Annotated in this window: 17 protein-coding genes; 4 read left to right on the forward strand and 13 right to left on the reverse strand. The window is 72.8% G+C overall.

What is annotated here, in order from left to right:
* On the reverse strand, nucleotides 1-273 hold a 273-nt coding region (locus GTW08_RS09825; RefSeq protein ID WP_161151804.1), incomplete at its 3' end, for a hypothetical protein.
* Between the two features lie 148 nt (nucleotides 274-421).
* Between GTW08_RS09825 and GTW08_RS32945 the strand changes: the two genes are divergently transcribed.
* Entirely contained in the window at nucleotides 422-733 is a 312-nt protein-coding gene (locus GTW08_RS32945) for a sugar transferase (protein ID WP_073575548.1), read from the forward strand.
* 138 nt (nucleotides 734-871) lie between these two features.
* Here the strand turns inward: GTW08_RS32945 and GTW08_RS09835 are convergent, their stop codons facing one another.
* The 4 genes from GTW08_RS09835 to GTW08_RS32685 form a co-directional block, all read right to left on the reverse strand.
* Nucleotides 872-2,155 (reverse strand): NAD(P)H-dependent oxidoreductase, encoded by a 1,284-nt coding sequence (locus GTW08_RS09835; protein ID WP_073575547.1) that lies wholly within the window; start codon nucleotides 2,153-2,155, stop codon nucleotides 872-874.
* Entirely contained in the window at nucleotides 2,155-2,718 is a 564-nt protein-coding gene (gene rfbC / locus GTW08_RS09840) for a dTDP-4-dehydrorhamnose 3,5-epimerase (RefSeq protein WP_073575593.1), read from the reverse strand. The genes GTW08_RS09835 and rfbC overlap by 1 nt, the downstream gene beginning before the upstream one ends.
* A 120-nt stretch (nucleotides 2,719-2,838) precedes the next feature.
* The gene (locus tag GTW08_RS09845) at nucleotides 2,839-3,420 is read right to left on the reverse strand and encodes a DUF4232 domain-containing protein (RefSeq protein ID WP_083658605.1); all 582 of its coding nucleotides are present in this window, start codon (nucleotides 3,418-3,420) and stop codon (nucleotides 2,839-2,841) included.
* Nucleotides 3,421-3,490: 70 nt separating this feature from the next.
* Nucleotides 3,491-4,930 carry a sugar transferase gene (locus GTW08_RS32685; RefSeq protein WP_275938979.1) on the reverse strand — a complete coding sequence of 480 codons (1,440 nt, stop codon included), beginning with the start codon at nucleotides 4,928-4,930 and terminating at the stop codon, nucleotides 3,491-3,493.
* A 192-nt stretch (nucleotides 4,931-5,122) separates the two neighbouring features.
* Between GTW08_RS32685 and GTW08_RS09855 the strand changes: the two genes are divergently transcribed.
* The 3 genes from GTW08_RS09855 to GTW08_RS09865 are packed head-to-tail and all read left to right on the forward strand — an operon-like array spanning nucleotide 5,123 to nucleotide 8,045.
* The gene (locus GTW08_RS09855; RefSeq protein ID WP_161151805.1) at nucleotides 5,123-5,833 is read left to right on the forward strand and encodes a sugar phosphate nucleotidyltransferase; all 711 of its coding nucleotides are present in this window, start codon (nucleotides 5,123-5,125) and stop codon (nucleotides 5,831-5,833) included.
* Nucleotides 5,830-7,032: a DegT/DnrJ/EryC1/StrS family aminotransferase gene (locus tag GTW08_RS09860; RefSeq protein WP_083659154.1), complete on the forward strand. Its 1,203-nt coding sequence runs from the start codon at nucleotides 5,830-5,832 to the stop codon at nucleotides 7,030-7,032. Before GTW08_RS09855 ends, GTW08_RS09860 begins: the two co-directional genes overlap by 4 nt.
* Nucleotides 7,029-8,045 carry an NAD-dependent epimerase/dehydratase family protein gene (locus tag GTW08_RS09865; protein ID WP_161151806.1) on the forward strand — a complete coding sequence of 339 codons (1,017 nt, stop codon included), beginning with the start codon at nucleotides 7,029-7,031 and terminating at the stop codon, nucleotides 8,043-8,045. Before GTW08_RS09860 ends, GTW08_RS09865 begins: the two co-directional genes overlap by 4 nt.
* 24 nt (nucleotides 8,046-8,069) lie before the next feature.
* On the opposite strand, the gene GTW08_RS09870 is transcribed toward GTW08_RS09865, so the two are convergent.
* The 8 genes from GTW08_RS09870 to GTW08_RS09905 form a co-directional block, all read right to left on the reverse strand.
* Nucleotides 8,070-9,647 carry a DUF4091 domain-containing protein gene (locus GTW08_RS09870; protein WP_073578403.1) on the reverse strand — a complete coding sequence of 526 codons (1,578 nt, stop codon included), beginning with the start codon at nucleotides 9,645-9,647 and terminating at the stop codon, nucleotides 8,070-8,072.
* A complete protein-coding gene (locus GTW08_RS09875; RefSeq protein WP_073578404.1) occupies nucleotides 9,644-11,056 on the reverse strand; it encodes a hypothetical protein in 1,413 nt (470 codons plus the stop codon). The genes GTW08_RS09870 and GTW08_RS09875 overlap by 4 nt, the downstream gene beginning before the upstream one ends.
* Nucleotides 11,053-12,330 (reverse strand): hypothetical protein, encoded by a 1,278-nt coding sequence (locus tag GTW08_RS09880; protein WP_073578405.1) that lies wholly within the window; start codon nucleotides 12,328-12,330, stop codon nucleotides 11,053-11,055. Before GTW08_RS09880 ends, GTW08_RS09875 begins: the two co-directional genes overlap by 4 nt.
* On the reverse strand, nucleotides 12,327-13,586 hold the full coding sequence (locus tag GTW08_RS09885) for an O-antigen ligase family protein (protein ID WP_139283043.1): 1,260 nt from the start codon (nucleotides 13,584-13,586) through the stop codon (nucleotides 12,327-12,329). The genes GTW08_RS09880 and GTW08_RS09885 overlap by 4 nt, the downstream gene beginning before the upstream one ends.
* The gene (locus GTW08_RS09890; protein WP_073578407.1) at nucleotides 13,579-15,657 is read right to left on the reverse strand and encodes a glycosyltransferase family 4 protein; all 2,079 of its coding nucleotides are present in this window, start codon (nucleotides 15,655-15,657) and stop codon (nucleotides 13,579-13,581) included. The genes GTW08_RS09885 and GTW08_RS09890 overlap by 8 nt, the downstream gene beginning before the upstream one ends.
* A gap of 131 nt (nucleotides 15,658-15,788) precedes the next feature.
* Nucleotides 15,789-16,421 carry a hypothetical protein gene (locus tag GTW08_RS09895; protein ID WP_073578408.1) on the reverse strand — a complete coding sequence of 211 codons (633 nt, stop codon included), beginning with the start codon at nucleotides 16,419-16,421 and terminating at the stop codon, nucleotides 15,789-15,791.
* Nucleotides 16,422-16,871: 450 nt separating this feature from the next.
* Nucleotides 16,872-18,179, reverse strand: coding sequence for an HNH endonuclease signature motif containing protein (locus tag GTW08_RS09900; protein WP_073578409.1), 1,308 nt, complete (start codon nucleotides 18,177-18,179; stop codon nucleotides 16,872-16,874).
* A 74-nt stretch (nucleotides 18,180-18,253) separates the two neighbouring features.
* Nucleotides 18,254-18,766 (reverse strand): hypothetical protein, encoded by a 513-nt coding sequence (locus tag GTW08_RS09905; protein WP_139283044.1) that lies wholly within the window; start codon nucleotides 18,764-18,766, stop codon nucleotides 18,254-18,256.
* Nucleotides 18,767-19,306: the final 540 nt, after the last annotated feature.

Here is a 19,306-nt window from a genome sequence, read left to right on the forward strand (position 1 = left end):
CGTGAGGGCCTCGGCCCGGTCCGCCGTCGCCGGATCGGCGCGGCCCTGCGCGGTGAGTGCGGCGACCAGGTCCCTGATCCCGACGGCGTCGCCGGGCAGGGCACGGCCGCGGACGACGTCGCGGACCCGCGCGGTCGAGGTCCGCAGCCGGCGCGCGAGCACACGCTCCGACGGGCAGCCGTGGTGCACGTGGACGTCGTCGAGCAGGTCGAGCAAGTCCCGGTGCGGGCCGTGCTCGGGCCAGGACGTCCGGTCGAAGCGGCGCAACGGCACCCGTTGCCTCCTCACGCAGGATGATCGTTCGATCACCTGTCGCATCCGGCGGCGTCGGCGTTACTCAATTCTGATGAGACGCCGCGATCGTCACTCCTGATGACAACCCCTCGCATGGATTAGGACGAACGGCGCAACGTGCGCGCGGGTGAGGGAGCGGGACCTGGAGGGCTCGGAGACCGAGCTCGCCGTCGACCCCGGCCTGATGGAGCTCGCCGGCCCGCGCATGCACTTCACGCCGGTCGACGGCATGCCGCTGCTGCGGCTGTCCGAGCCGCGGTTCTCCGGCGCGTCGACGATCGTGAGGTACGTCGCGGACCGCGCGGTCGCCGCGCTGCTGATGCTTCTGGTGGGGCCGCTGTTCCTGGTCCTGGCGGCCGCGGTGAAGCTCGGCGACGGCGGCCCGGTGTTCTTCCGCCAGGAGCGCGTCGGTACGCACGGGCGCACCTCGGGATGCTGAAGTGCCGGTCGATGTGCGTCGACGCCGAGGTCGAGAACTGGATCCCCGCACTGGACCTGCTGATCCTGTGGAAGACCGTCGGCGCGGCGCTCCGCAGCCGCGGCGCCTACCGACCCGGCGCCGCGGCCTGCGGGCCGCTCAGGCGAACAGCTTCTCCTGCTCCTCGCGGAGCGCGTCGACGAGCCGGCCCGGGGGCAGGGTGACGTCGTCGTAGGTGAGCACGGCGTCCTTCGCGACGTCGCGCACCAGCGTGCACCCCTCGGCGACACCCATCGGCAGCAGCCGCTCGGCGCGCGTGACCGGCGAGGACTCGGCGACGCCGTAGGTGTCGTAGCCGCCCAGCCCGTCGACCGTGTGTCCTGCCGTCAGGTCCTGCTTGGCGGTGGCGACGACGTCGACCCGCTGTCCCGCGGGCGGGCTCAGTGCGGCGTCGGCGAAGTCGACAGCCCGCACGATGGTGTTCGGGACCTCGAAATGGCACAGGTGGTACGGGGTGTAGAAGCTGTACAGCGGGCCCTCGCCGAGCTTGTACAGGTTCAGGTAGTGGCGCTGCTTCGGGTCGTCGTGGGTGCCGAGCACGTAGATGCCCGGCCCCGGCTTGGCGCCGACCACGTAGTCGACGACGCCGCCCAGCTCGCGCAGCTCGTCGACGTCGTAGGCCGCGGTCAGCTCGTCGACGTGCCCGGCGTGGTCGCGGCCGTACATGCCGCGCTTCCCGACGGTGAAACCGAACGCGTTGGCGACGATCGCCTGCTCGAACGACACCTTCGTGCCGTCGGCGAAGCTGGTGACCATGTAGGGGTCCTGCCCCCACTTCTCCGCGAACGCCTGCTGGGTGGTGGGGGTGCGGTACTCGTCCTGCAGGCCCTTGATGTTGCCGGCGACGAGCGGGGTGACCCCGATGCCGCGCACGAAGCGCAGCAGGTTGGCCTGGACGCCGGGCTGGTCGCCGTCGGCACCGGTCAGGACGACCCCGGCGGCGCGGGCGCGGTGCGCGAGCAGCGGGCCGACGGTGCCGTCGAGCTCGGCGTTCATCGTGACGACGGGCAGCCCGCGCTCGATCGCGGCGACGGTGACCCGGGCGCCGAACTCGACGGCGCCGGTGACGTCGACGAGCACGTCGATGTTCTCCGCGGCGAGCAGCGCGAACGCGTCCCCGAGCACGGCCGGGACGCCCTTCGCGACCATCGCCTCGACCTGCGCGGTCGTCGACACCTCGACCGGCTCCAGACCGGCCTCGGTGTAGGCGCGCACGGCGGTGGCGACGGTGCGGTTGGCGATCGCGACGACGTCCATCCCGGGGGTGGAGTTCACGATCTGGTTGACCAGGCCGCGGCCCATGAACCCGGCGCCGACCAGGCCGACCCGGATCGGGCGGTTCTCGGCGGCGCGCTTCGCGAGGGCGGTGTCGAGGATGAGCATCAGCGGGCTCCGGTGACCGACGGGAAGTCGGCGTTGTCGGCCAGCAGCGGCCAGTTCGCGTCCTTGTCCGAGACGTGGTCGACCGCGTGCGGCCACTCGACGTCCAGGGCCGGGTCGTTCCAGCGCAGGCCGCGCTCGGCGCCCGGGGTGTAGGGCGTCGAGACCTGGTAGATCGTCGTCGCGTCCGGGGTGAGGGTGAGGTAGGCGTGCGCGAAGTTCCGCGGCACGTACATCGCCCGGTAGTTGTCCTGGGACAGCTCGGCACCGAACCACTGCAGGTAGGTGTCGGAGTCCGGGCGCAGGTCGACGATCACGTCGAAGATCGCGCCGCGGACGCAGCGGATGACCTTGACCTCGGCGTTGGGCTCCAGCTGGTAGTGGAAGCCGCGCAGGGTGCCCGCCTCATGGTTGTACGAGAGGTTGCACTGGGTGATCGTCGGGTCGAGCCCGGCGTCGCGGAACTCCTCCTCGCAGAAGGCGCGGGCGAAGAAGCCGCGGTCGTCGGAGAGTCGCTTCAGGTCGATGAGAGCCGATCCGGGGAGCGGGGTCTGCTGGATCTCCACGCCCGGCATCATCGGTCAGGGTCGGTCGACCGTTATCGGGGACCCCCGCGCGGGTGGCGCACACGACTCCGGCCGTGACGGGGTGTGTGCCACCCGCGGCACGGGGTGACCGCGACGGGGTCAGACGGAGCCGGGCGCCACCGGGTGGATGTAGGTGCCGGGGCGGGTCGCGCCGTCCTGACGGGAGACCGGGCCCTGGTCCCACTTCAGCGTCGTCGACGTCGTCTCGTCCGGCGCGGTCACGACGATGTCGGTCGGCGTCCAGCTGTCCCCGGGCAGCCAGGTGATCACGGTGTGCGCGGTCCCGCCCGGCTTGACGACGACCGCCGTGGGCTCCTCCCCCGCCCGGGGCAGCGAGTACGACGGCCCGAACTGCGGGTCGTCCGGGCCGCGCAGGTCGACGCCGCCGAACCCGGTCATGGTGCAGGGCGCGTCGGAGGTGTTGCGCCAGACGATGGTGGTGTCCTTCTGGTTGTCGCCGAGGGTGGTGCCGACCGACGCCCGCACGGTGCTGCTGGTGCAGCGGGCCACCTCGCCCGCCTCCGACGACGACGTCTGCTCCGTCGGCTGCTGCGCGGCCGTGGTGGGCGGGGTCGACAGTGCGGCCGGGGCCTCGGACGGGGCGGCCCCTCCGCCGCACCCGGCGACGAGCAGTCCGGCCGACAGCAGTCCGATCAGGAGTGGTGTGCGGTGACGGTTCATGGGGGAGACCGTTCCCCGGTCTGCCCGATCACGCCGCGCGAGGCGCGAGAACCACCCGGTCGGGTCGGACCTAGCGGCGCGCCAGGAGACGGCCCAGTGTCCTCGCGATGATCACCATGTCACTGCCGACCGTCCAGCTCCGGACGTAGCCGAGCTCGATCTCGAGTTTGGCCGGTAACAGCTCGCCCAGGTAGAACGACTCGACGTCGTCCGGTCGGGCCCGCTCGATGAAGACCTGCTCGTCGCCGAAGTCGAGGTAGGCCACGCTCGTCATCCCGGGCCGGACGGACCAGACCGCCCGCTGCTCCGGGGTGTAGGCACGCGCGTAGCGCGGGTCCTCCGGACGCGGGCCGACGACACTCATGTCACCGCGCAGCACGTTGACGATCTGGGGCAGCTCGTTGAGCTTGGTCGCCCTCAGCACCCGGCCGATGGGGGTGATCCGGGGGTCGCCCTCCCGGGTCACCCGCGGGCCGGAGTCCCCGGGGCGCATCGTGGCGAACTTGAACATCGTGAACCGGCGCCCGTGCAGCCCGACCCTCGGCGCCCGATAGAGCACCTCCCCGCCGCTGAGCAGCAGGACCAGTCCTACCGTCAGCAGGACCGGCAGCACCAGTGGCAACCCCGCGAGGCACAGCACGACGTCCAACGCCCTTTTGCCCGCGGTCCGGGCCCGGCCACGGGTCCCGCCCCGCGACGGAGCCGCCGGCGTCGGGCCGGGCAGGTCGGCCGGAGCCAGTGACCGGACCAGTTCCGCCAGCGGCGGCACCACGAGCGTCGGGATGCCCGCCGCGGCCGCCTCCGCCGACACCGTCCCCGCCGCGGCCCCGTCCGAGGTCGCGATGACCAGCAGGTCGGCGCCGAACCGTTCGGCGAGCGCGGCGGGCCGCTCCCCGGACCGGGCGGTCCCGAGTCCGGCGATGCGACGCCGCGCACCGTCCGAACCGACCGTCGCGACCGGCAGGATGCCCCAGCTCGGGTCACGCAGCATCGAGCGGACCAGGTGGTCGGCGTCCTCGCCGGTCCCGACCATGACCGCACGACGGGTGCGCCGCGGGTCGGTGGGATCGGGCCGCTCGATCCGGGCACGCAGACCCGCTCTGACCCCAACCAGCAACAACGCCGCGATGGGAATGGCGAGCAGCGGCGTCGAGCGGGGCACCGGAGGCGGGTCCTGGAGGGTCACCAGGACGAACGTCGTCAGCCCGACCAGGAACACCGACAGGGTGAGCCCGCCCGGGTCGGTCGCGGAGGCGGCCCTCCCGCTCGTGTAGGAGCGGCCGAGCCATCCGACGAGCATCTGCGCGACGGCGGCTGCCGCCGCCGTCCACAGCAGACCCGACACGTCGATCTCGGCCAGGTCCAGCTCGTACCGGAGCAGGACGGCCACGACGAGGGCCACGACCCAGCCGAATGCGTCCCCGGCGACCGCTGCCGCGATGTACCCACGGTGACCGATCGGGTCCGGACGGACGTGGGCGAACGATCGGTTCAGGAGTGCGTTCGACATGACACCTCACCGGCGGCGTTGCGATCTGCTCGACGCGTGAGTGGTCGATATTCACACGATCGTGTTACAGCGTCCAGGTCTGGGCCCCCCAGAAGGAACGCCTGCACTGCTCTCGGTAATCACACGTCGCCCGTAACGACCATCGAGACACTTTCGAGTGCTTGTTCACCCCGAGCGCCCCAAGGAGGAAAGATGCCGAATCTTCACGCCGTGGTTCAGGCCGGCGGCCGCGGCACTCGTCTCGCTCCGTATTCAACCGTTCTACCCAAAGCACTGATGCCGGTGGGCGAAGGTCGCGTCATCGACAATCTGCTCGCCCGGTTCTCCGCGGCGGGGGTGAAGACGGTGTCGATCACCGTCAGCGCCTTCGGCCCCTTGATCCGCAGCTACTGCGGCGACGGTGAACGATGGGGACTGGAGATCGAATACATCTTCGAGGAGGAACCGCTCGGGACCATCGGGCCGCTGAATGCGTTGCGGCACACCGTCCGAGATCCGTTCTTCGTCACCAACTCCGACGTCTTCGCCGATGTGGATCTCGATTCGGTCCTGAGCGAGCACCGGGAACACGGTGCACCACTGACCGTGGTCGTGACACGACAGGTCGTGAACATCGCCTACGGGGTGCTCGAGCACCACAGCGGCATGGTGACCGACTTCAGGGAGAAGCCGAGCCAGCAGTTCTCCGTCAGTACCGGGATCTACCTGATGGAGCCGTCGATCTTCGACCACATCCCGCCGTCGGGGCCCTTCGGTTTCGACGAGCTGATGCGGACCATGCTGGCCCGGGGTGTCCCGGTGAACGTCTACGAGCACCACGGCTCCTGGATCGACATCGGAAGGGTCGAGGACCTGCGCCGCGCCCAGGAGCACGCCGAGCTGGCCATGCGAGCACCCGCGTGACACCCCTCGCCGACCTCCCGACGATCGAGCTCGGGTCGCCGGTGCTGGGCGAGGCCGAGAAGCAGGCGCTGCACGAGGTCATCGACGACGGTTGGCTGACCATGGGCGACCGGGTGCGCCGCTTCGAGCAGGCCTTCGCCGAGCTGCACGGTGTCGCCGACGCGATCGCCGTCCACTCCGCGACGTCGGCTCTCCAGCTCGCGCTGCACGCGGTCGGCGTCGGTCCCGGTGACGAGGTGCTGGTCCCGTCGCTGACGTTCGTGGCGACGGCGAGCGTCGTGGTGCAGGCCGGGGCCACACCGGTCTTCGTCGACATCGAGTCCCCGGACCTGCCGCACCTGTCGGTCGAGGACGCGCGGGCACGGCTCACGCCGCGCACGACGGCCGTGGTCGTCATGCCCTACGCGGGGTACGCGGTCGACGGCGCGACCTGGCGGCGCTTCGCCGACGATCACGGGCTGGCCCTGGTCGAGGACGCCGCGCACGCCGCAGGGCTGCCGGGCCACGTCGCCGGTGTCGCCGACGCTTCCGCGTTCAGCTTCTTCTCCAACAAGAACATGACCACCGCGGAGGGCGGGATGCTGGTCGTCGCCGATCCGATCGCACGGGAGCGGGCGCGCCTGTTGCGCGCACACGCCATGACCGCGAGCACCCTGGACCGAGACCGGGGGCAGCGGGTCGGCTACGACGTGGTCGACCGCGGCTACAACTTCCGGATGGACGAGCTGCGTGCGGCGCTGGGGCTGGTCCAACTCCCCCGGCTCCTCGGGTGGAACGCCAGGCGACGAATGCTGAGCGGGCGCTACCGCAGTCTCCTGGCCGAGGTCCTGCCGCACTGCCGGGTCCCGTTCCAGCCGGAGCACCCCACCGCCGCACACCTGCTGCCGGTGCTGTTGCCCGTCGGCACCGATCGGACAGCCGTGGCCACGGAGATGCGGGCCGCCCGGGTGCAGACCAGCGTGCACTACCCGCCCGTCCATCGGTTCACCTACTACCGGGAGCGGTTCGGCGACGTCGAGCTCGCCCGTACCGAGGAGTTCCACGACCGGGAGCTGACGCTTCCGCTCCATCCCCGGCTCGGCCCGGACGACGTCGGCCGCGTCGTCAGGACTCTCGCCGACGCCCTGGCCACGACCGGGGCCCCCGACACCGCGACCACGACGGTTCCGGCGCCCATCACGGAGAGGACAGCGGGATGACCCCGGATCTGAGCGAGCGCACCGTCCTCGTCGTGGGCGGCGCCGGCTACGTCGGCTCGGTCCTGAGCGCACGGCTCCTCGAAGCCGGTGCTCGGGTGCGCGTGCTCGACCAGCTGATCTACGACAACGGTTTCGCCCTGCATCACCTGCTGGACCACCCTCGCTTCGGCTTCTCCCGTGGCGACCTCCGGAACCGGGCGTCGGTGACCGCGGCGGCGACCGGCACGACCGATGTCGTGCTGCTCGCGGCGCTCGTCGGGGACCCGGTCTGCAGGCGCTACCCCGAGCTCGCCGAACAGGTGAACCACGAGGCGGCGGTACAGCTGCACGACATGCTGGCCGGACTCGGTGTGCGGAGGTTCGTGTTCACCTCCACCTGCAGCAACTACGGGATCCACGACCCGTCGTCCTTCGCGGACGAGACCAGTGAGCTGAACCCGCAGTCGCTCTACGCGGAGACGAAGATCGCGGTCGAGGAACACGTGCTCGCCGGCGCGTCGCGGACGACGACCGTCGGCACCGTCCTGCGTGTCGCCACCGCCTACGGCCTCTCGCCACGGGCGCGGTTCGATCTCACGGTCTCCCAGTTCACCCGTGACCTCGCCGCGGGCGAGGAGCTCGTGGTGTACGACGCCGACACCTGGCGCCCCTACTGCCACGTGCAGGACCTCTCGTCGGCGGTCCTGACGGTGCTCGACGCACCCCCCGGGCTGGTGCGCGGCGAGGTGTTCAACGTCGGTGACGCCGACCAGCAGTTCACCAAGCGCATGCTCGTCGACGAGGCCCTCAAGCACGTCGACGGGGCACGGGTCGTCTACCGCGAGGGCGACACCGACCCGCGGAACTACCGGGTCGCGTTCGACAAGATCGCCACGGTGCTGGGATACCGGTCCCGGCACTGCGTGCAGGACTACGTGGGGGACCTGGTCTCCGCCGTCCGGGCGGGGATCTTCACCGACGTCCGTCCCGGCGACCCACGGTACGGCAACCACGTCGTCGCGCACCTCTGCTGAACGGCCTCGCGGCAGGCGGCGGTGTCATCGGCCGCCCGCCGCAAGCTCCGCGAGCGCTGCGCGCGCCGTGGCCAGCGCCGCCGGGTCGCGGCTCCAGCCGCGCCAGTCCGGTGCCACCGTGCGCACGACCCGGTCGACCGCGGCGTCACCGGCCGCCCGACGGGCCAGCTCGGCGTAGGCGTAGTCGTCGATGCCGTCCCGGATCCACTTGAGGCGCAGCGACGGCGCGGCGCCACCCGGGAGGCCGACCCGGTCGCCCGGGTAGACGAGCATCCCGTCGCCGGCGTACCGGTCGTCGTAGAGAACCGCCGTCGACCAGGGGTCGACAGTCCCCCATCCGTCGACCCGCCAGTAGAGCAGCCCGGTGTAGCCGAGGCTCTGGTTCAAGAATCCGGGCATCGCCCTCAGCCCGGCGGGGTCAGCGCCGATGAGCCATTTCGGCGAGTAGTCGTCCTGGGCGAGGGCGGTGTAGGACCAGACCTCCATCCCGCGCCCGACCGCCGCGTCCACCAGCGCGGGGTCGTGGTCCATCGGCAACGACGCCCACACGTCGACCACCGGTGCCCCGGTGCCGTCGTCGAAGAGGACCGGGTCCGGTGCCATCGTCACCAGCTGCCGCACTCCGGCCCGGTGCAGGGCTCGCGACCAGTCCCGCAGCGCCGGGTAGAGGGTCGTGTGGTCATCGCAGTCGGCGATCTCGTCGGCGGTGTAGTTGTAGCGCGACGTGCCCGCGGGAGCCTCCCGCACGGCGGCGTCGACCTCCCCCGGTGTGGGCGGTGGCCGCATCGCGCAGGTGTCGCGGTCGGCTCCGCTGTAGAAGCCGGTGTTCACCGCGTTCAGCCGGCCCGAGGCGCGCAGCGCCGGGTCCAGTCCGCCCACCGGGCTGCCGGGCATGGCGCCGTTGCGGAGCAGCTCCGCGTCGACGGCGGGTCGACCGCCGCTGTTCAGGAAGGCCCCGGTCAGAGCCGGACGGGCGGGCAGCACCAGGTCCAGGACCGTGAGCTCGACCTGCCCGCTGACGTCGCCGCCGGCGGTGCGCAGGGTGTAGCCGCCGCGGTACACCCCGGGGACCGCATCCCGGGGGACCGCGACGTCCACCCAGTACGGCTGGGCGCGGTGCGGATCGACGGATACCCCGCGGGCGGGGATGTCGCCGTGCAGCGGTGCACCGGTCGCAGGATCGGTGAAGGGCACCAGGCCGTCGGCGTAGTCCCCCGGCCCGGCGGAGCCCGCGACCGGCAGCGTCGCCGGGACCGTCACGAACTGTTCCCGGAACAGCGAGACCGCACCCGCCGGGAGGAAGACACCGCCTGGCCCTCCGAGTCTGCTCACCTCCAGGTCCACGCCGCGCAAGGGCCGGCCACCACCGGTCGTGACGATCTGGAACGACTCGGTCTCACCCCGTGCCGCGGTGATCTGCGCCGTGGTCCGGGGACCGGGCGGGTCGTGTGCCGACACCCGGACGAGTGCGTCCTCCACCCACGCCGTCGGAGGACCGGACGGGGCCGGGGGACCCGGTCTCAGCGGACCGGCGAACAGCACGACGGCCGCGACGACGATGACGCCGACCGCGGTGGCGAGTGCCCGGTGCCGTCCGGTCATGCCCCCGGCTCGCCGACGTAGGCGATGCCCTCGACGCGGCCGCCGGTCGCGTGCAGGGTCTGCTCCACGCGACTCAGCTCGTCACGGCGGGTCCGGTCCGACACGACGAGCAGCGTGGCGTCCGCCGTCCGCGAGACCAGTGCGGCGCCCGGGTCGTCGCCGAGCGGGGCACAGTGGACGACGACGACGTCGACCGTCCGCTCCAGCTCCTCCACGATCCGGCCGAACTCCCGGCCGGAGAGGAGGTCGACAGTCGAGTCGGGCGCGGCGCCCGCGGCGATGACCGACAGGCCCGGCGCGTCGTCGGTGACGGTCAGCGCATCGGACAGGGCCACCCGTCCGGCGACGACCGCGGACAGGCCCGGAGCGCCGAGGTCGGCCTCCGGGGCGGTGAAATCGGCCCGGACCAGCGCCGTCGACGCGCCGGCCCGGGCGAAGCCGGTCGCGAGCTCGGTCGCGATCCTGCCCGTCTCGGCGCCGTCGCCCCGGCCGGCGCCGCAGACCAGCACGCTGCCGCTGAGCTTGTCGCGGTCCGCGGGCAGCACCAGGGCACGGATCATCGCGATCACCTCACCCGGCGCGGTGCGCATCCGTGCCCGGCGCCGCGCCCGCGACGACCGCCACCCACCGCGGGTGCCGGACGGCGCGACTGTTCCGAACAGCGGGACCCGCAGGGCTCTGGTGGCGTACGCAGGGCCCGGCACGTGCGGGTCGAGCCCCCCGGCGGCCCCGGCCAGCCCGGCACCCGCGACGGACCCGATCGCGGCGGCCGCCGCGGCGTAGAGCCACACCGTCCCGCTCGCCTGCCCGTCCGCCACCGTGGTGTCCAGGACGACCGGCCGGGGCCCGGCCTGGATCGTCGCCGACGTCGTGCTGGTCAGCGCGTCCTGGAACGCGGTGATCTCGTTCTCCAGCCGTGCCCCGGCCTGCGGTGGCGCGTTCGGGGGCAGGGCGTCCAGCTCGGCCCGGGCGCGGGCGATGGACTGCTCGAGGTCGGCCTCCCCCGCACGGCGGGCGTCCGTGGTGGCCTGCTCGCGCAACCGCACGTAGGTGGTCGCGTAGGTCGTCGCGACCCTCGCGGCCTCCTCGGGAGTCGCCGCCGACGCGGTGACGGTGAGGATCCACGTCGAGTCGCCCGACCCGACGTCGACATCGGGCCGGGAGCCCAGCTCGGCCGCGGCGGCCTCGGAGACGAAACGGCTCCGGACGAACTGGACCTCCGGAGCGACGTCGGCGCCGGACACGAAGACCTCGGTGGTCGCCGAGTGGGACGCGGGGCGCAACAGCACGGCCGCGACCGTGACGGCGACGAACAGCACGACCACGATGAGGACGAGCATCCGGTGCCGGCGCAGGGCCCGGCGCCAGAAGGAGATCTCCAGCTCGTCGGACGATGCGGTCTGGTTCATGCGGTCCCCGATTCTGTGCGATGGTCGGTGGGGGCTCCGGTCAGCCGGTCCGTGTCCTTCTGATCCGTGTCCTTCCGGACCAGGAACAGCAGCCAGGCCAGCACGGCGCTGACCGCGTAACCGCCGGCGAGGACGACGGCGGTGCCGGTCGCCCCGTGCCCGGAGGCCACGACGAGCACCAGGACGAGGACGATCGGGACCGTCGTCGCCTGGACGAGCAGTGCCCGGCGCAGCTGCCCGAGTGCCGAGGCGACGACGATCGCCCCGACCAGCACCGCCTCGGCGACCAGCATCACGGCGAGGAAGGTGCGCGGCCCCTGGGTGCCGTCCCAGTTCGTGTCGAGCAGCCACCGCCCGACCCGGTCGGGCAGCAGGACGACCCCGGCGCCCCAGGCCGCGGCGAGGACCGCCTGCACCGCCGTGACCCGGCCGACGAGCCGGCGGACCTCGCGGGGGGAGCCGAGCCGGGTCGCGTCGGGCAGAAGCATCGACCGCGTACCGAGGATCAGGATGCCGAGCGGACCGAAGAACAGGAACGCGGCCCGGAGCGCACCGACCTCGGACAGATCCGTGACCAACGGCATCAGCAGGAACGAGGCGTCGACCGGGATCCCGGTGAGCATGTGGGTGGCCAGCAACGGAGCCGCGAGGGCGCGGTGCAACACGAACCACCGCAGCGCGGCGCGGAACCGGGGCCGGATGTGCAGCCTGACCAGAGCCGTCACGGCGCCGAGGCTGCCGCCGGCGCACCATCCGAGCACGGCGGCGATCTCGGACACCCTGCCGTCCAGGACGGCGGCGACACCGATCGTGCCGAACTGCGCCACCGCCCACAGGACGTCGGAGAGCGCGGCCTCCTTCGGGACGGCCCGGACCATCGCGATCCCCCGTAGCCCCTCCTGGAGCAGGAGCATCGGCATCACGAGCGCCATCAGCAGGAACGGGCCGGTCCCGTGCCCGATGACGAGGACGACGGCCGCGGCCGCGAGTCCGAGCAGGATCCCGAACGCGACGGTGTGCGCGAGTGCCTCGCTCTCCTCGCGCGCCGGGTCCGCCCGGTCGCGGCGGCGGCGCACGGCGAGCACGTCGTTGGACGTCGCACGCACGACCCCGATCCCGATCGTGTAGAGGACCATGACCACCGCGAAGGCACCGAACGCGTCGGGCGCGGTGACCCGGGCGACGAGCAGGGTGAGCAGAAAGTTCGTCCCCGTGTTGACGATCTGCGACAGGAACCCCCAGTGGGCCTGGCGGAGGTTGGTCGGACCGTTCACCGGACGAGCACCTCCGTCGCGGACCGCGGAGCGGCACGGGCGTCCGACGACCGTAGGGCGAGCACCGTCGCCACACCCGCGGCGGCGAAGACCAGCCACCAGTGCCGCTGGTAGAACGCCTCGATCCCGAGGGACACACCGGCCATCACGACGTGCCCGCACAGCAGTGCGAGCACCATCGGCCGCAGCTCACCGGACGCGACGGGCAGCGCGGAGAACAGTCGTACCGCCACCGACACGACCAGCGCCAGGAACACCGCCAGGCCGATCAACCCGAGATCGGACAGGAACCACAGCGCCGTGTTGTGCACGACGATCCGGTACTCGGCGACGTACACGCCGAGTCCGATCCCGAACACCGGGCTCTCCACGTAGTCGTGCAACGCCTCGAACCCGATCACCAGACGGGAGGAGATCTCGCTGGGCCGTGTCACGAGCGCGGCGGCGTCGGGGACCTGCAGCAGCACCAGCGGGACGAGGACGACGACCGGCAGCGCGCCGCGGACGAGGGTCCGGCCGCCGAGAGCCGGTCGGACGAGGAGCAGCGCCGCCAAGCCGCAGGTCAGCCCGATCCAGGACGACCGGGAGAAGGTCAGCAGGAGCGTCGCCGGCAGCACGGCGTAGCCGGCGACCGCCCACCGCCCGGGCAGCAGCGCCGAGGGGGTGCCGGCGGTCACGTGGTGCAGCACCAGGGCGAGTGCGACGAGACCTCCGAAAGCATTGGCATCGAGCACGAGGCCGGAGATCCGGTCGGTCGGCCAGGGATCGTTCATCAGGGGCAGGACCGGGCCACCGGCGAGGTTCAGCAGCCGCGCGCCGAGCGCGAGCGTGGCGTGCAGGAGGACCGCGCCGACGAACAGCCGCAGGATCCGGCGGAGCCGCTCGACGTCGCGCATGTAGTCGATGAAGCAGGCGCCCGTCGCCAGCAGGGCGATCAGCCCGACGTACTTCTGCAGCAGGGCGTAGGAGGTCAGCTCGCCGGTCCGCACGACGGCGACGAGGCAGCCGAGACCGAGCAGCGGGACCAGCGCCGTGTGCCAGACCGTCCACGCCCCGGACATGTGCCGCAGCCGGGTCGACCGCACCGCGAGGTAACAGGCGATGAACGCGTCGGCCGGCGCGATCTGCCGGTAGTCGCCGACCTCGACCTGGATCGGCATGGTGAACAGGTAGGCGGCGAGCAGCACCAGCTCGGGCGTCCACACCCGGCGCGCCGTTCCCTCGCCGCCGGTACCGGCCCGACCGGGTTCACTCATGGGTGTCGACGAACCGCACCCAGCCACCGGGGACCCGATGGCTGTCGATGTGATGGCCCGTCCCGCCGACCCCCCGCGACGGGTACAGCCGGACCTCCTCGGGCGTCTCCCGGTACTCCTCGGAGGTCAGCGTGCGGATCGGCCGGCCCCACACCCCGTCGCCGTAGGACCGGTGGCACGCCTGCGCCAGCCGGACCAGGCGTCCGCCCACCTCGATGACCCGGCCCGCCGGTCGGGAGATCGACGCGTCGTCCAGCACGATGGGGTTCGAGGGGTGCGGTTCCCAGGGCCCACGGATCGACGGCGCGACGAACAGGTCGAGCCGGTCGTGCGTGTGGCGCTCGCTGATCTCGGTGAACAGGTAGTACAGGCCCTCGTGCCGAAGGACGGTGCTGTCCTTGAAGGGACGGCCCCGGAGCAGAACACGGTCGAGCTCCCAGGTGTGGGGGAAGTCCACCGCCCGGTACAGCCGCACCGTCCCGTTCCCGTCCGCGCAGCTCTCCGGGACCATCAGGATCTCGTCGCCGTCGGCGAGCACCTGGGGGTAGGAGAGGTGGAAGTCCTCCCTGAGCACGACACCGTGGTAGCGCCAGTCGACGAGGTCGTCGCTGGTGGCGAGCCCGATCTCGCCGCGTCCCTGGCCGTGGCGCACCTGCTCGAAGAACAGGTGCCAGATGCCGTCCCGCTGGATCGCGAACGGGTCGGCGACCATCGTGATGCCGAGGCGGGCGAGCTCGTCGTCGGAGAACACCGGTCGTCGCACCGGGCCGACCGGGGACAACGGGTCCGCCGTGTGCTCGACAGCGAGCCGCCACCGCGGGGTCCCGGTCGCGGGTCCCCGCAGCGCCGTCGGCACGACGCGTCGTACCAGAGGGCGCAGCCGGGCCCGCAGGCTGAACCGGTGCCGGGGGGTCGACGCCTCGATCCGACGGTAGAGCGACATCAGCGGCGCGAGGGCGTGCGGGATCGCGAAGTGGTCCTCGACCCGCGCCCGACCGGCCGCCGCGAGCCGGGTCCGCTCCCGGTCGTCGGCGGCCAGCGCACGGACGGCGGCGCTGAGCTTCGGTGCGTCCCGTGGGGGCACGAGCACTCCCGCGCGGCCCCCGTCGAGGGCCTCGCGGCTCCCGCGGATGTCGGTCGCCACCAGTGGAACGCCGGCCGACATGGCCTCCAGCACCGCGACCGGCATCCCCTCCCGGTACGACGGCTGGACGGCGAGGTCGGCGGCCGTCAGGAGGTCGGGCACGTCGGTACGGAGCCCGAGCCGCAGGGTGCGCGCGGCCGCCGCCGGGTCCCGCCGGTGCTCCTGCTCGAGCCGTGCGCGCACCGACTGGTCGCGCTCGCTGGGTGCGGCGTCGCCGACCAGCAGCAACCAGGCCGGCCGATCGGCGAGCAGGTCGGAGAACGCGGTCAGCAGTTCCAGGACGCCCTTCTCCGTCACCAGCCTGCCGACGAAGACGACGACGAACTCGTCGGCCGGGATACCGAGCTCACGACGAACGGCGGCCCGGCGCTCCGGGTCGGGGGCGAACCGGGCGGTGTCGACCCCGACGCCCGGTGTGCCGACGACCCGGTCGGGGTCCCGGGCGAAACCGGTCCGGCGTGCGAAGTCGAGATCCTCGGAGTTGACGGTCACGACGTAGTCGGCGAAGTAGCGGTTCAGCAGGCGCTCCGCGGTGGTGTGCACCAGCCACGTCCGCCGCGCCATGCCGTCGTGGAAGTAGAAGCCGTGCACGTGGTTGACGACGCAGGGGACCCGGGCGATCCGGGCCGCGATGCGCCCCTGGATCGAGGCCAGCGGCCCGTGCAGGTGGACGACGTCGAACCGCTCCCGGCGCAGGTAGCGGACGAGCGCCAGGATCTCGGTGCTGAACGCCCGCCCCGTGATGCGGCGGCTCACCCGGATCCGGTGCAGGGCGTAGGAGCTGCCGAGGTGGTGCCGCAGGGTGTCGCCGTCGCGGTCCATGATGCTGGCCGCGACCACCTCGTGGCCGTCCGCGTCCAGCGCGTGGAACAGCGGGACCAGGAAGGCGAAGGCGGACTCGACGCTGGACAGCTGGCAGATCCGCACCTGCGGCCTCCTCCGTCGCACCGGTCTCCCGGGGCGTGGGCACAGGCGCCGCAATCGGGCGATTGCGACGTCGTGACGACACTCGCAACCCGAGGATCGGGCGTTAGCCCCCGAACCTCACCGACCTTCCGCTAACGACGGACACCCACCCGCGGGGCGAGCGCGTCGACGATCCCGTGCACGGCCTGCCAGATCAGGCGGACCGCCTCGCGGTGCGCCTGTTCCGGTCCGCCCATCGGGTCGGGGACGGTGTCGTCGGCCGGGGGGATCGTTCCGCGCCGCGCCTGTGCGGCCTCGACGAGCACACGACCGCGCTTGACCAGGTCGGGCGGCAGCATGGTGTCGTCGACGGCCGCGGTCAGCCGGGCGAACTCGCGCAGCGCGAAGGTGCGGTCGAGCAGGTGCGGGTAGCGCTCGAGCACGGTGGAGCGGTGCCGGACGTTGGCGCCGAGCACCAGGTCGACCCCGGCGACGACGCGGTCGTCGAGTTGGCGGGACCGGAAATCCTCGGCGCGGGTGTCGAGTCCCCAGGGGGCGAGCTGGGCACGGGACAGCGGGTGCATCGGGCCGTTCACGACCGCGGCGACGCCTGCGCTGGAGATCTCCACCCGTGCGGCCTCCCGCCCACCGAGCCGCCCGACGAGCAGGTTACGCATCAGCAGCTCGGCGGCCGGAGAGCGGCAGATGTTGCCGGTGCACACCACGAGGACCCGGAACCGGTCGTCCGGTCCGGGCTGCGTGGGGGCCTGCGGCCGGCGAGCCATGGACGCAGTGTGGAACGCGCGGAGTGGCACGGGCACCACTTCGTGTGCCTCGGCACGCTCGTCCAGCGATGTCATGGGCCCTCCCCCGACGGTCCGTCGTCCGTTCAGTCGCACGGAAGCCCCTGTCCATTTCCGCCGAACGGCCGCGGGCGGCGGACATCCCCAGGGTTGATGAGACGGTGTGACCCGGGTCGCCCCCGTGCCCGCGCCGGATCCGGTGACGGTCGCCCGGCGGAGCCGAGATCTTCGGGGGGGATCACCACACCCGCCCGTGTGCCCGACCTGGACGGCCAGCGCGGTGGCGGAGGTGTTCCTCCGGGCTGCGGAGCGCCCGGCGCACGGTCTGGCCCGCCGGATCCGGCTCCGGTTCGGCGGCACCCCCAGCCGCACGCGGCACCGCGGCCCGCGCGCCGACCGGGCGCCCGCCCCGCATCCCGCGGATATGGCGCGTCACGGGACCAGCACCCGGCCCGCGGTCGCGTCGACGACCGCGTCCAGCGGCACCGGTGGGTCGCCCCGTCCGCAGCCAATCAGGTCGGGCCGGTGCAGCGGGTTGCGCCGAGACCCGCCCGGCGCCCAGGGCGGCGGGTGGAAGACCGGGAACCCGACGTCCATCGTGATGCTCCAGTCCCCGTGGTGGACCAACCGGTGGTGGTGCCCGCAGAGCAGGACCAGGTTGTCCAGGTCGGTGGCGCCGCCGTCGGCCCAGTGCCGCACGTGGTGCGCGACGCACCACTGTGGCGGCGCCTCGCATCCGGGGTGGGCGCATCCGCCGTCGCGTTGGGCGAGGGCGCGGCGTTGCCCGCGGGTCGCGAGCCGGGCCTCCCGTCCGACGAACAGCGGCTCCCCGGCCGTGCCGAGCACGACCGGGACGATCCGCGCGTCACAGGCCAGGCGCAGCGCGTCCCCGGCGGCGACGGCGGCGGACAGCCCACCGGCCCCGAAGCCGAGCAGTCCGGCACCCGTGCCGGTGGTGAGGGTGTCGAGCGGGACGGTGACGGTCAGCGTGACGGGCTGCCCGTTCTCCACGCCCAGGTCCCCCGTCCCGAGCATCCGCCGCGCGAGCTCCACCAGACCGTCGCCGGAGCGCTCGGCGGTGGATCGCTCGTCCCGCGCCCCGGTGGGTCCGTCCGCCGGGACGGGCGCGGTCAGCGGGGACAGTGCAGTGCGCAGCATCGCCGCGGACTCGGTGTCGAACCAGCCCCGCGCCTCGTACCCGGCGCCCTGCGGGCGGAGCACGAACCGGTTGCGCGACGGCTTCGCCTCACGCGGGCGCGGCCCGTCGGGGTCCAGCAGGGCGATCGCCCGCCGGCCGAGCTTCTCGACGGCGTCGGGATCCAGTGTGCGGGCGTGGTGGACCAGGTCGGCCTCCAGCACCGGACGGTGCTCGTGCAGGTGCGGCGGCAGCATCGCCAGCACGCGCAGGATCACCCGCACGTGCTCGGGGCCGACCGCGCCCGCGGCGAACGCCGCCGCCAGCTCGGGCAGCTCCGGGTCCACCTGCTCGCCGGTGATGAGGAACAGCGGGGACAGCCTCCGAGCGGCATCGACCCGGGCGCGGGCGGTGGACAGCGCCACGTTCTGCACGGTGCGCAGCAGGTCCGCGGTGTCGCGGAATCCCCTGTCCCCTGCCACCCCGCGGGTGGCGATCTCGGCGACCAGGGCGACGAGCGAGGCGGACTCGCGGTTGATCCGCTCCTGGACGTCGGCCACTGCGAGGAGGAGCTCCTCGTCACCGGCCTGCCAGACATCGTCCACGCATCCGACCCTACTCGACCATACGTTCGATTATAGCTTTTTGAGCTGGGCGGACGCCGGGCAGCGGCGAGCGGTCAGCCGGTGAAACCGTCCATGACACCGTCGCCGTCGAGGTCGGATCCGCACGCCGCCGTGCCGTAGTAGCTGCCGGCGGGGTCCGAGCAGGCGGACTCCAGCCCGTCCCCGCTCACCTCGTGCTCCTCGGCCTGCAGCTGCTCCAGGTACTCCCGCTGCGCCTGTTCCTTGGCCGCGATCAGGTCGGGGCAGTTCTTGTTGGTGATGTAGTGCGGGTGGGCCGGGTCCTCGAACTCCGGGTCCGCCGTCGGCTCGCAGGTGTAGAGCACCGGCTCCGGCTCCTCCTCGACGAACGACGAGAGCGGCGCGGCCGGCACGATCCCCGGCACGAGCGGCGCCGGGAACTCCCGCGCCACCACACCGGGACCCGTGGGAGCCGGGGCCACGATCGCGACGACCGGATCGGCGGAGGCGACGGACGCGACGCAGAGCGCGGCCGCCGTCGTCGCCGGCACCAGCCCGGCCAGCAGGGCGCGGGACACGGAACGGCGTGGGCGGCGGTGCGACGTCATCGTGCGGTCTCCCCTGGTCCGGCGGGCCGTCGACGCGGCCCTCTCCTCCGCTGGATCGCTCCGCACGGACCAGCCCGTTATCGGCCGTTCGGCGGTTCATCAGATGTGACGAGACGGCGGGCCCGCGGTCAGGGGTGTTCTTCCGCCAGACCCGCGTCGGCTGCATCCTCGAGCGCTGGTCCCCCATGCTCGACCTGTCGATCCTCGCCTGCACCGCCGGTGCGGTCACCCGCGGCGGGGGCGCCTACTGACCCCGGTCCCGGTCCTCCGCGACGGCGGGGCGGACACCCACCCGGTGACCGCCCCCGCCGTCGTCGTTCCGGAGGGGAACGTGCATGGCCGGGCCCGGCCCGGGGTAGCCGCTCGCGACAGTCCCGACGACACCAGGAGACCACCATGGCTCTGAACGACGACGACATCACCACCTCGAGCGGCTCCGGCGCCGAGGGCCCCGCCGACTCCGGCGCCGGCCAGGGCACCCCCGGCCAGCACGACGGCGGCGCCGACGGCGGCGCGGACTCCGGCGCCGAGGGCCCGGCC

The organism is Pseudonocardia sp. SID8383, from assembly GCF_009864975.1.
GTDB classification, from domain to species: Bacteria; Actinomycetota; Actinomycetes; order Mycobacteriales; family Pseudonocardiaceae; genus Pseudonocardia; species Pseudonocardia alni.

Bases quoted from the DNA above. Each gene is read 5' to 3' on its own strand.
- GTW08_RS09835 (WP_073575547.1), bottom strand. From the start codon at position 2,155: ATGCTCATCCTCGACACCGCCCTCGCGAAGCGCGCCGCCGAGAACCGC.
- GTW08_RS09845 (WP_083658605.1), bottom strand. From the start codon at position 3,420: ATGAACCGTCACCGCACACCACTCCTGATCGGACTGCTGTCGGCCGGA.
- GTW08_RS32685 (WP_275938979.1), bottom strand. From the start codon at position 4,930: ATGTCGAACGCACTCCTGAACCGATCGTTCGCCCACGTCCGTCCGGAC.
- GTW08_RS09855 (WP_161151805.1), top strand. From the start codon at position 5,123: ATGCCGAATCTTCACGCCGTGGTTCAGGCCGGCGGCCGCGGCACTCGT.
- GTW08_RS09865 (WP_161151806.1), top strand. From the start codon at position 7,029: ATGACCCCGGATCTGAGCGAGCGCACCGTCCTCGTCGTGGGCGGCGCC.
- GTW08_RS09870 (WP_073578403.1), bottom strand. From the start codon at position 9,647: ATGACCGGACGGCACCGGGCACTCGCCACCGCGGTCGGCGTCATCGTC.
- GTW08_RS09875 (WP_073578404.1), bottom strand. From the start codon at position 11,056: ATGAACCAGACCGCATCGTCCGACGAGCTGGAGATCTCCTTCTGGCGC.
- GTW08_RS09885 (WP_139283043.1), bottom strand. From the start codon at position 13,586: ATGAGTGAACCCGGTCGGGCCGGTACCGGCGGCGAGGGAACGGCGCGC.
- GTW08_RS09895 (WP_073578408.1), bottom strand. From the start codon at position 16,421: ATGGCTCGCCGGCCGCAGGCCCCCACGCAGCCCGGACCGGACGACCGG.
- GTW08_RS09905 (WP_139283044.1), bottom strand. From the start codon at position 18,766: ATGACGTCGCACCGCCGCCCACGCCGTTCCGTGTCCCGCGCCCTGCTG.